This window comes from Streptomyces pyxinae (assembly GCF_024756275.1).
GTDB lineage: Bacteria > Actinomycetota > Actinomycetes > Streptomycetales > Streptomycetaceae > Streptomyces > Streptomyces pyxinae.
Genome location: NZ_JANUGQ010000009.1, coordinates 22369 through 34064 on the forward strand (window position 1 = coordinate 22369; position 11696 = coordinate 34064).

The 11696-nt window shown below is 74.9% G+C and carries 7 protein-coding genes; 5 read left to right on the forward strand and 2 right to left on the reverse strand.

What is annotated here, in order from left to right:
• Positions 1-90 precede the first annotated feature (90 nt).
• Entirely contained in the window at positions 91-1347 is a 1257-nt protein-coding gene (gene mycP, locus NX801_RS12655; RefSeq protein WP_258787676.1) for a type VII secretion-associated serine protease mycosin, read from the reverse strand.
• A 14-nt stretch (positions 1348-1361) separates the two neighbouring features.
• Positions 1362-2888, reverse strand: coding sequence for a type VII secretion protein EccB (gene eccB / locus NX801_RS12660; RefSeq protein ID WP_258787678.1), 1527 nt, complete (start codon positions 2886-2888; stop codon positions 1362-1364).
• A gap of 291 nt (positions 2889-3179) precedes the next feature.
• Between eccB and eccE the strand changes: the two genes are divergently transcribed.
• The 5 genes from eccE (at position 3180) to NX801_RS12685 (ending at position 11693) form a co-directional block, all read left to right on the forward strand.
• Positions 3180-4586, forward strand: a complete 1407-nt coding sequence (gene eccE, locus NX801_RS12665) for a type VII secretion protein EccE (protein ID WP_258787679.1) — start codon at positions 3180-3182, stop codon at positions 4584-4586.
• Positions 4586-5296: a hypothetical protein gene (locus NX801_RS12670; RefSeq protein WP_258787680.1), complete on the forward strand. Its 711-nt coding sequence runs from the start codon at positions 4586-4588 to the stop codon at positions 5294-5296. Before eccE ends, NX801_RS12670 begins: the two co-directional genes overlap by 1 nt.
• Before the next feature lie 401 nt (positions 5297-5697).
• On the forward strand, positions 5698-5931 hold the full coding sequence (locus NX801_RS12675; RefSeq protein ID WP_258787681.1) for a DUF397 domain-containing protein: 234 nt from the start codon (positions 5698-5700) through the stop codon (positions 5929-5931).
• Between the two features lie 235 nt (positions 5932-6166).
• On the forward strand, positions 6167-9556 hold the full coding sequence (locus NX801_RS12680) for an SCO5717 family growth-regulating ATPase (RefSeq protein WP_258787887.1): 3390 nt from the start codon (positions 6167-6169) through the stop codon (positions 9554-9556).
• A gap of 226 nt (positions 9557-9782) precedes the next feature.
• Positions 9783-11693: an ABC transporter substrate-binding protein gene (locus tag NX801_RS12685; protein WP_428986132.1), complete on the forward strand. Its 1911-nt coding sequence runs from the start codon at positions 9783-9785 to the stop codon at positions 11691-11693.
• Positions 11694-11696 lie beyond the last annotated feature (3 nt).

The following is an 11696-nucleotide window of genomic DNA, read 5'->3' on the forward strand; positions in this document are numbered from 1 at the left end:
CCCGTGTGCACCGGAGTGACGCGCCGGACCTGCGTCGTTCGTGGGACCACTCTAGTCATCGGGTCCGACAGCTCCCAAGCGCGTTGTGCGTCATGTGGGATTCGGCCGGGCGTGGTTCTCCCGGCGGCGGCGGAAGTCGCGCACCGCCACGGCGCCGCCGGCTATGGCGGCGACCAGGACGCCACCGCCCACGACGACATAGGTGGCGAGGCGGGTGTCGCGCTGCTCGGGGGTCTCGCCCAGGTGCAGTTCGGCGGGTGTGGGGGCCTCGGCGCGGGTGATGCCCTCGTTGGCGACCGGCCGGTCGACGGGGTTGTCGTCCTCGGTGAGGGCGCGTACCGGATCGACCACGCCCCAGCCGACCAGGCGGTCGTGTCCGGCGACGGAGCGCTCGGCGGTCTGCTGGAGCTGGGCGACCACCCGGCGGGCCGGCCAGTCGGGGTGCTTGCTCTTGACCAGGGCGGCGACCCCGGCGACGTACGGCGCGGAGAAGCTGGTGCCGTTGTCGGCGCAGTGGCCGCCGCCCGGGACGGTGGAGACCATGTCGACACCGGGCGCGGCCAGTCCCACGAAGTCGCCGGACTGGGAGAAGTAGGCGCGCTCGTTGTTGCGGTCGGAGGCGGCCACGGCCAGGACGCCCTCGAACGAGGCGGGGTAGGTCTTCTTGACATTGCCGCCGAGCCCGTCGTTGCCGGCCGATGCGACCACCACGATCTCGTGGTCCAGCGCCTGCCGGACGGCCTGCTCCAGTTCGGCCTCGGGTTTGACGGCGTTCGCCGTGTCCTGCGAAATGTTGATGACGTCGGCCTTCTCGGCGATGGCGTGCCGGATGGCGTCGGCGAGGGTCTTCGCGGTGCCGTGGCCCTCGGCGTCGTTCTGCTGAATGGGGATGATGGTGGCGGCCGGGGCGAGACCGGTGAAGCCGGTGCCCGGGGCCGGGCGGGCGGCGATGATGCCGGCGACCTTGGTGCCGTGGCCGACGGTGTCGGTGGTGCCGTCCTCCTTGCCGCGCTCCAGCTCCTTGCCGTCCTTGTCCTTCTTCGGGAGCAGGTTGATGCCGCTCTTGGCGGCCACGGCCCCGGTCAGCTGGGGGTTGCGGATGTCCACACCGGTGTCGATGACGGCGACCCGGACGTTCTCGCCGGTGGACTGCTTCCACAATTCGTCCAGCATCACCCGCTGGAGCGACCAGGGACGGCCCTCGTACGGCTTGCTGGGGAAGGTGCACTGGCCGCCGCTGTCGTCCGCGACGGCGGTCCCGGCCAGGGGGCCGCCGGCCAGGGCGAGCAGCACGAAGGCGGGGACCGGCAGGGCGGCGAGAAGGCGGCGGGAACCGCTGGTGGTCATGGGTCGTCCCGCTCTCAGGAGCCCTGCGGCTGGCGGGCGGCCCCGGTGGACAGCCGGGGGCCGGTGGGGAGGAAGGCGGACCAGGCGGCGGGGACGGGGCGCGGATCGACGTCCTTGTAGCCGAGGCGGTTTTGGGCCTGCTGGGCCTCCAGTTGGCGGGCCTCCCGCTCCTTCCGGGAGTCGGGTTCCCCGATGCCCGCGTCGGCGCCGGTGGTGTCGCCGTTGGACTGCATCGCGTACCGCAGCCCGCTGTCGGTGACCAGGAAGAGGAAGCCGGTGCCGGTCTCGGCACCCTTGAACTGGCGGAAGAGCTGACCGGATCCGGGGGTGACATAGGCGCTGCTGGAGCCGGTGGGCAGTGGGGCGGGGAAGTCCTGGCCGGCCCAGGTGCTCAGCGTGGTGCGGCCGTTGTCGCCGTCCACCTCGCGGAGCACATTGCAGACGGTGTTGCGGCCGCCCTCACCGGTGCCGGCGTCGTTGACCGTGGCGGGAGCGGCGCGCGGCCACTTCCGGTCCTCGTCGAAGGCGTCGCCCGGTCGGATGGCGCCGGCGCTCACCCGGGTGGCCTGGCCTCCCTGGCCGAGTTTCAGCAGCTGGCGGCTGGCCAGCAGCAGCTTGGCGGTGAAGTCGGAGACGGGTGCGATCCGGTCCCGGAGCACCACGTAGTGCTGTTCGCGCGTGCCGTCGGTGGAGCTGAGGACCATGCCCACCTTGCCGGTGTCCGGGTCGAGTTCGCCCGGTGCGTCCGCCGGTGCCCCGATGGATCCGGGGACACGGGGAAAGTCGATCGGGTCGCCCTGGTGCAGGGTGTCCAGCCAGGCGGCGGAGACCCGCTGGGGCTCGCGCTTCTGGCCGGCGAGCAGCCGGAGCAGCAGTTCGCCCCTGGCGAGCCGGTAGGCCGTACCGTCGGCGTCGACCACGTACCGGGTACGGTCCGGGCCCTCGACGTAGAGGAGTTCGCCGCCGCGCAGCCGGTTCTCGCCCTCGGTGCGGTGCTCGTCGCGCGGGGCGAGGATGAACGCGGCCTTCTGGATCGCTCTGCCCCCCTCGCCGGGACGCTCGCAGACCGCCCACCGCTTGGCCGCCCCGGCCTCCTCGGGGTCGGGCAGCCGGTCGGGGGCGTACGGGATGCCGAGGGTGGCGCCGTGCGGGATCTCGCCGTCGTCGAGGACCGACTCGCTGACGTTGATGACCTTGCCCTTGTCGGGGTCGAGCAGCAGCTTCGCCGAGGACATGTTGAGCACCGGGTGCAGCTGGGTCTTGCCATGGGTCTTCAACACCACATAGCGGGTGGTGGACTTGCTGGCGATGATGACGTTCTCGCCCGGTATGTCCCATCCCTTGGGCGCCACCGGCTTGAACATGCCCCAGGCTCCGAAGGCGGCCAGGATCACCACACCGACGATCGCCCCCGGGAGCACGGCCCGCAGGGGGCGGGGCGCGCCCTCCTCGGAGCCGCTCACGTGGGGCTGCACGAACTGGGCGACCAGTCTCCGCTTGGCGAAGGTGTAGGCGTTGAGTTCGTCGCGACGCGATGCCATGTGTCCGTAGTCCCTCTCCCCGCTGGGCGACCAGGTTCCCACACCGCCCGGACGACCCATGACGGGCCTCCGGCCCGCCAGGGCCCGGCGGGTCCCACGGCCGAGTGAGCCCGAGGGAGCCGCGCCACCCGCACTCTGCCGGTCCCTCGCCCCGGTGGGCCCCTCGGACGGAGTCCGGGGGAGAACCGGGCCCGGAAAATAAAGCGCTAGGCTGAGCGGCCGGTCGGCGGCCAGGGGATCCTGGCCGGTACGGAGCACGATCGGTACGGAGCACGAGGGGGCAACGCGGCGATGGGTACGGCGACGCGCGTGCGCGCGGGACGGGACGGGGGCCGCGGCTCCGGCGCTTCCCGCCGGCGCCGTGGGGACGGCCGGCCCGGCGGCCCCGGCCCGCGTGGTGGCCGCCGGAACGCACCCGGCGGGCGTGACCGGCGCGGGGGACGCGGTGCCGCGCCCACCGGCGGTGGGGTCCCGGCGGCGGTGCTGCCGCGCCCGTTGTCGGGCACCAGCCGGCTCGGGCCGGTGCCGCTGCGCCTGCTGGTGTGGGTGGAGGCGGGTCTCGCGGTGGCCGCGGTGGGCGTGGCGCTCGGCGGCCCGTGGTTGATACCCGCCTGCGTCGTCGGCGGCCTGCTGGCGCTCTACGCGCTGATACGGCGCCGGGGGCAGGCTCTTCAGGACTGGCTGGCGTCCGCGCTGGCCCTGCGCTCCCGGGTCCGGGGCGCGACGGTGCCCGACCGTTCGGTGGACCCGTCCCTGGCGGTGCTGGCGGAGGGCGTTCCGGCGCTGCGCCCGTATCCCTGGATGGACCGGAAGCGCCGCACGGTCGGCATGATCGGGGACGGTGCCCAACTGACCGCCGTGGTGCGGGTGGAGGCCGGCGGCGGTGCGCTGCGCCCGGCGTCCGGTGCCCGGGCGCTGCCGCTGGCCGTGCTGGCCGACGCCCTGGTGGTGGACGACATCGCCCTGGAGTCCGTGCAGTTGGTGCAGCATGTGCGCCCGGCGCCCGCGCCCCATCTGCCCCGGCAGTCGGCGGCCCGGCTCTCCTACGCCCCGCTCCAGGAGCGGGCGGGCGCCCCGGCGGTGCGGATGACCTGGGTCGCGGTGAAGCTGGACCCGGAGCTCTGCCCGGAGGCCGTCGAGGCCCGGGGCGGCGGCCTGGAGGGCGCCCAGCGCTGTCTGGTGCGGCTGGCCGACCATGTGGCGAGCAGGGTCACCGGCGCCGGGTTCCAGGCCACGGTGCTGGACCAGGAGGAGTTGGCCTCCGCCCTGGCGCTCGCCTCCTGCGCCAGCTCCCGGCTGGCGGCCCGGGCGAGCCAGCCGGACGCCGCCCCGCAGCGCCGTACCGCCGAGACCTCCCGGGTCTGGCGGTGCGACGACCGCTGGCACACCACGTACGCGGTGGGCCGCTGGCCCGAGTTGGGGCGGGCGGCCACCCCGCTGCCCCGGCTGGTCTCCTTGCTCACCTCGGTGCCCGCCTACGCCACCACGGTGAGCCTCACCCTCCGGCAGGGCAGGCGCCGGGGCGCGCTGGACGTCCTGGGGCACGTCCGGGTCACCGGCGGCTCCGACACCGAGCTGGTCGCGGTGCGCCGGGAACTCGAACAGACCGCCCGGAGCGCCAAGGTCGGCCTGGTACGACTCGACCGCGAGCAACTCCCGGGCGTGCTGGCCACCCTGCCCCTGGGAGGTACGCGCTGATGCCCCGTCTCGCTTCCGTACGCCGCGGCCCGCGCGGTCCCCGGCCGGCCGGACACACCCTGGACCTCGACGCTCTGCGCGCGCTCTCGCTGCCCGTCGGGGACGACGGAGTGGTCATCGGTGACGACGCCGAGGGCCGGCCCCAACTGATGGGCCTGCACCGGCCCGCGCCGTACGACATCCTGCTCATCGGCGGCCTGTGGACGGCCCAGGTACTGGCGCTGCGGGCCGCCGCCACCGGGGCGCGGGTGGCGGTGGAGACCGGCCGGGCCCGGGAGTGGAGCGGGCTGGCGCACGCGGCGGGTGCCGGGCTGGACTGCGTCACCCTGCACGACGTGGGCCGGGTGCCGCCGCTGGGCGCCACGGCCGACAGCCCGGTCGTGGTGGTGCGCGACTGCGGCATGCGGCCGCCGCGCGGACGGGTGGTCTCCGCGCCCTGGCTCTCGGTGCTGACCCTGCTCCCCTACATGAGCCCGGTGGCGCCCCGGTTGATGCGCGCCGCCTCGCTGGTGGGCGTGCAGCGGGTCTCCCCGGACGAGGCCCGGCAGGCGGGCGGCATCCTGGGGCTGGCCCCGGTGGAGGTCGAGGCGCTGCCGACCCTCGGGGACGGGGTGACGCTCTGGTACGCGGACGGCGAGCGGCAGTGGGTGGTGACCAACCCCACCGACGCCGAGTCCGGACTGCTGGGCACCGCCCGGCGGGTGGACTGACCGGACGGCGGACGGGCCGACGGCGCACGTCGGCGGGCGATCCGATCGGCACCGCACATCGGCGGGCGATCCGATCGGCACCGCACGACGGCGGACCGGCCCGGCCGGCACCGCACGACAGCGGACCGATCCGGATCCGGCCGGTGCCACAGGCCGGCGGACCGAGCCGGCCGGCACCGCACGACCGTGGACCGATCCAGTCGGCCGGCACAGGGCCGAAGCGCCTCATGACCGGTGGCGGGACGGTGTCCCGGTGGGCGGACCCGATGGCTCCGCTCGTCGCCCTCCGGCGGTGGGCGGGCTGCCCTAAGATGGTGAACGGTGACCCAAAGCGACGCGCAACTACGCTTCGCCATCGGGGGATTGACCCGGTCGCCGACCACGATCGAAAGGACAGCCTGATGGGGACTGCTCAGGAGAAGGACGAGCTGTACGCCCTGGACATCTCCGGTGTCGAGTGGCACGGCGCACCCGGCACCACCCCCGACGAGGAGCGGGTCGAGATCGCGTATCTGCCGGGCGGAGCCGTGGCGATGCGGTCCTCCCTGGACAAGGACACCGTGCTGCGGTTCACCGAGGCGGAGTGGCACGCCTTCGTCCTGGGCGCCCGGGACGGGGAGTTCGACCTCGACTGAGGCCGCCCGGTCCCGCATGCGGGACGGCCCTCCCGGGGTGGTCGTACGGAAAGCTAGGGTGGGTCCGGACGCGTGCGCGCGTCCGGGGGAGAGCCGGGCCGACCGGCAGTCGACGGCGGCCCCCACCCACGACGGCACGAAGGTGCTCGCACGACGGCACAAGGGTGCACCCACGACGGCACTAAGGTGCTCACACGGCGGCACGAGGGTGCTCGACCACACGCAGGAGGCAGTAGTGAGCGGCGACCGGGACGACATCCACGGGGACTGGAAACTTCCCGTCGACGAGTCCGACGCGGACGCCGTCGAGCCCACGGGTGAGTTCACCATCGACTACACCCCGCCCGCCTGGTACACCCAGAACACCCCGGGCGACGACGGTCCCGGCCAGGGCGCCGTCCCGGCCGTTCCCCCGCCGCCGCAGGGCCCTCCCGTGGCGCCTCCGCCGCCGGCCGGCCTTCCCACCCACCCCGCTCCGGCCGATCCGGAACCGGCGGCCCGGCCGTTCGGTGACGGCCCGGCGGAGAGCGGGGCGACCATGCGCTTCTCCCCGGCCGCGCTGCGGCGGGAGATGGCCGAGCTCGACCGGCAGCGCGCGACCCGGGCGGCGGACGCGCCCGGCGCGGCGGGCGGCGATACGGCCGGCCCCGCCGCCGGGCAGCCGGGCCCCACCGCTCAGCCGGGTTCCGGGGCGGACCCGACGCCGGAGGCCGGGAGCGGCAGGAGCGGTGACGTGCCGGGCGGTACGGCGCCCCAGGCCGGACCCGTACCCGGGGCGGACACCACCGCTCCCGAAGGCCACGGGCACGGCGCCGGCCTCCACGCGCCCGACGGCAACGGCGACGAGGACCCTCACGCCGCAGGGCACGGTACGGCCCAGGCCCCCGGTGACGCGGACCGGCCGGACAACGCCGCCGACACGGCCGACACCGCCACCAGTGCCTCGGCGGAGCCGGGGCCCACCGGCGCCCCCACCGCGGGCACGACGGACTCCACGGAGACCGCAGGCCCCGCAGACGCCACAGGCATCACCGACACCGCGGACGCCGCCGAGACCACGGACCCCACAGACACCGCGGGCACCGCAGGCCCCGCCCGTCCCGCCGGAGACCCCGCGCCCGTCACCGAGGCGGCCGAGTCGCCGGAGGCCGGACCGGCGAACGGCCCGGCGATCGGTACGGAGCCGGGCCCGGCCACGGCCGACGGCCCGGTGCCGGAGGCCGGGGCGCCCGAAGCCGGGGCGCCCGAAGCGCCGGCCGGCGCCGCCATACCGGCGGAGGGCACCGCCCAGCAGCCGGTGACCCCCGCACCCGCGCAGCCCTGGGGGCCCGGCCGGACGGGCCCCGCCCTGCCGCCGCTGCCGCCCGCCTTCCAGCCCGCCGCGCCGCAGGCCCCGGGCGCCGAGGGGGCGGTGCCGGGCCATGGCTTCCCGCGGCCCGGAGCCGTACCGCCCGGGGTTCCCACTCCCCCGCAGGCCCCGGCTCCCCAGCCGGCCGCGCCCCCGGCGGGGTGGCAGCAGCCCCCGGTGCCGGACGCGCCCCGGCCCCCCGCCGCCCCGACGCCCCCTCCGGCCGCGCCCGCGCCACAGGTGGACGCCGGAAGCGGCTACGGCTTCCCGCACCCCGGTCCTGCCGGGTCCGGCGTCCCGAGCGCCCCCGCGCCCGGCTACGGCTACCCCCCGCCGCCCGTGTCCCCGGGCCCCGCCCAGCCGTCCGGCGGCTACGGCTTCCCGCACCCGGGGCAGCCGCCCGTACCGCCCCAGCCGCAGCCGGCCGCCCCGGCGCCGCTGCCCCAGCCCGGGCCGTACGCGGAGTCACAGCCGCCGGCTCAGTCCCAGCAGCCCCAGCAGCCGGAGCCGGAGCCGTACGCCCAGCCCCAGCAGCCCCACCCGGGTCAGCCGTACGCCCAGGCGCAGCCCGCGCCGGCACCGGCGCCCACCGACCCCCGGGCCGGGGGCGGCTGGCCGGGCCCGGCTCCGCAGGAGCAGCGGGACCACGCGGTACCGGGCGCGCCGCTCGGCTACACGGCGGCCGTCGAGCTCTCCTCCGACCGGCTGCTCCGCAACCCCCGGCCCAAGGCCAAGTCCAGCCGGACCCCCTCGCCGGCCTCCCGGTTCAAGCTGGGCGGCAAGCGCGAGGAGGCCGAGCGGCAGCGGAAGCTGGACCTGATCCGCACCCCGGTCCTCTCCTGCTACCGGATCGCGGTGATCTCGCTCAAGGGCGGGGTCGGCAAGACCACGACCACCACCGCGCTGGGCTCGACCCTGGCGACCGAGCGGCAGGACAAGATCCTGGCCATCGACGCCAACCCGGACGCGGGCACGCTCGGCCGCCGGGTGCGCCGCGAGACCGGGGCGACCATCCGCGACCTGGTGCAGGCGATCCCGTACCTGCACTCGTACATGGACATCCGCCGGTTCACCTCGCAGGCGTCCTCCGGTCTGGAGATCATCGCCAATGACGTGGACCCGGCGGTCTCCACCACGTTCAACGACGAGGACTACCGCCGCGCCATCGAGGTGCTGGGCAAGCAGTACCCGATCATCCTCACCGACTCGGGCACCGGTCTGCTCTACAGCGCGATGCGCGGAGTCCTGGACCTCGCCGACCAGTTGATCATCATCTCCACCCCCTCGGTGGACGGTGCCTCCAGCGCCTCCACCACGCTCGACTGGCTCTCCGCGCACGGCTACGCGGACCTGGTGCAGCGTTCGCTCACGGTCATCTCCGGGGTCCGGGAGACCGGCAAGATGATCAAGGTGGACGACATCGTCCAGCACTTCCAGACCCGGTGCCGGGGGGTGGTCGTGGTGCCCTTCGACGAGCATCTGGCCGCCGGTGCCGAGGTGGACCTGGACATGATGCGCCCCAAGACCCGGGAGGCGTACTTCGCCCTGTCGGCGCTGGTGGCCGAGGACTTCGCCCGGGCGCAGCAGGCCCAGGGGCTGTGGACCGGCGACGGCCACGGGGCCCCGCCGCAGCTGGCCCCGCCGATGCCCGGCCAGTACGCCCCGCAGCCGCCGGCCCCCGGACAGCCGTACCCGGGCCAGCAGCCTCCGGCGCCGTTCCCGCAGCAGCCGGGGGCGCAGCAGCCCGGGGCGGATCACCCCTACGCCGCCCAGCAGCCCTTCGTACCGGGCCAGTTCGCCCCGCAGCAGCCGGCGGCCCCCGGGCAGCCGTACCCGGCGCCCCAGCAGCCCGGTCAGCCGTACCCGGCGCCTCCCGGCGCGGCGGCACCGCCCGTTCCGCCGGGTCCCACCGCGCCCGGGCCCCAGCCGGACTGGTCCCAGCAGCCCCAGCAGCCCGCTCCCCCGCCGGGGGCCGTGCCGGGGCAGCCCGCCCCCGGCCAGCCGTACCCCGCGCCACCGCAGCAGTACGAGCAGTTCTCGCGGTACGAGCAGCAGCCGCCCCCGCCCGGCCCGTACGGCTACGGCTACCCGGCCGCCGCCCAGCCGGGACAGCCCCGGCAACCGGCGCAGCCACAGCCGGGGATGCCGTACCCACCGCAGCAACAGCCCTACCCCGGGGCGCCGTTCACCGACGAGCCGGCCCAGCAGTCGGCTCCGGAGCCGGCGCCGGAGGCCCCGCCGCTGCCCCCGCGGACACCGCCGCCCGCCCAGCAGTAGGGCGTCACCGGAGTGGACCACTGAGGGCCCGTACCGCCGTCGCGCGGTACGGGCCCTCGCCGTGTCCGGCCGGTGCTCCCCGGCGTACGCCGCAGGACAGCGCGGGGCAACGGGGTGTTCACGCCTCGTTGACGGGCCGCCACCGCTGGTGGACCATCGTCACCACCCCGGCGCCCAGAGATCCCCCGTGCCCTGCCCGAGCGAGCCACCACGCGAGGTCGATGTCATGGTCACTACGGCTTCCCACCGCACCGCGCGGCCGCTGCTCGCCCTGGGCGTCGCGGCCACCGCCCTGATCGCGGCCCAACTCCCCTCCTCCGACCGGGCATACGCCCACGCGAACGCGGACACGCACACCACCACGGCCATGGGCCCCTCCGCGGCCTCGGCCCTGTCCCCGGCCGTCACCACCGCGGACGACCGTCTCGGCAAGGTCCTCACCCTCGCGGTCTCCCAGAGCGTGGACTCGCTCAGCCCGTTCCTCGCCCAGCGGCTGACCTCCACCACCATCCACCGCCTGGTCTACGAGTATCTGACCAACTACGACCCCGAGGACGGCCGGACCATTCCCGGCCTCGCCACCGCCTGGAAGTCCTCGCCGGACAAGCTCACCTGGACGTACACCATCCGGGAGAACTCCACCTGGTCGGACGGGAAACCGGCCACCGCCGAGGACGCCGCCTGGACCTTCCGCACCATGATGACCAACCCCGACGCGGCCACCGCCAACGGCAGCTTCACCGCCAACTTCCGGGAGGTCACCGCCCCCGACCCGCACACCCTGGTCATCCGGCTGAAGAAGCCGCAGGCCACCATGGTCGCGCTGGACGTGCCGATCGTGCCGAAGCACATCTGGGAGAAGGTGCGGGACTTCTCCACGTTCAACAACGACCGTTCGCTCCCGGTCGTCGGCAACGGCCCCTTCATCCTGACCGACTACAAGGTCGACCAGTACGTCCGGCTGAGGCCCAACAAGAAGTTCTGGCGCGGTGCTCCGAAGATCGACGAGCTGGTCCTGAAGTACTACAAGGACGGCGACGCGGCGGTGGCGGCGCTGCGCAAGGGCGAGGTCTCCTTCGTCCCCAACCTCACGCCCGCGCAGGCGGCTTCGCTGAAGTCGGCGCCGGACGTCAAGGTCAATGACGCTCCAGGCCGCCGCTTCCTGGCGCTCGCCGTCAACCCGGGTGCCCGGGCCCGGGACGGGCAGCGGTTCGGCAACGGCCATCCGGCGCTGCTGGATCCGGCGGTGCGCACGGCGCTGTTCCTGGCGGTGGACCGGGCGACCCTGGTGGAGAAGGTGTTCCAGGGGCACGCGGTGGCGGGTCAGGGGTACATACCGCCGCGCTTCTCGCGGTACGCCTGGCACCCGGCCCCCGCGCAGGAGCGGGCGTACGACCCCGAGCTGGCCGCCCGCACCCTGGACGCGGCCGGCTACCGGAAGAACGCGGCCGGGAAACGCACCGGGAAGGATGGCCGGGCACTGGACTTCCGTATCCTCTGCCACGCCACCGACCCCCACGACAAGGCGATCGGCAAATACCTCCAGGAGTGGTGGGGCAAACTCGGCGTCGGACTCACGGTGGAGTGCCTGGACAATATCACCGACCCCTGGCTGAAGGGGGATTACGACCTCGCCTTCGACGGCTGGTCGGTCAATCCCGACCCGGATTTCGTGCTCTCCATCCACACCTGCGGCGCACTGCCCGCCACCCCCTCGGACACCGGCTCCACCGACAACTTCATCTGCGACCGGACGTATGACGCGCTCTACGCCCGGCAGGCGGCGGAGTACGATCCGTCGGCCCGGGCGGCGCTGGTGAAGCAGCTCCAGTCGCGACTGTACGACACCGGCTTCATGAACGTCCTCGCCTATCCCAACGCCGTCGAGGCCTATCGCACCGACCACATCGCCGCCATCACCACCATGCCCGCAGCGGCCGGAAACCTCTGGGGCCAGGACGGCTACTGGAGCTGGTGGTCCGCGAAACCCGCCGCCGCGCTCGGGAGCGGGGACGGCTCCGGCGACGGTGTCTCCACCGGCGCGGTGCTGGGCGCGGCCGGGGCGGTGGTGCTGGTGGCGGCGCTGGCCGCCTGGGCCGTGGTACGCCGCCGGTCCTCGGCCGACGACCGCGAGTAGCGC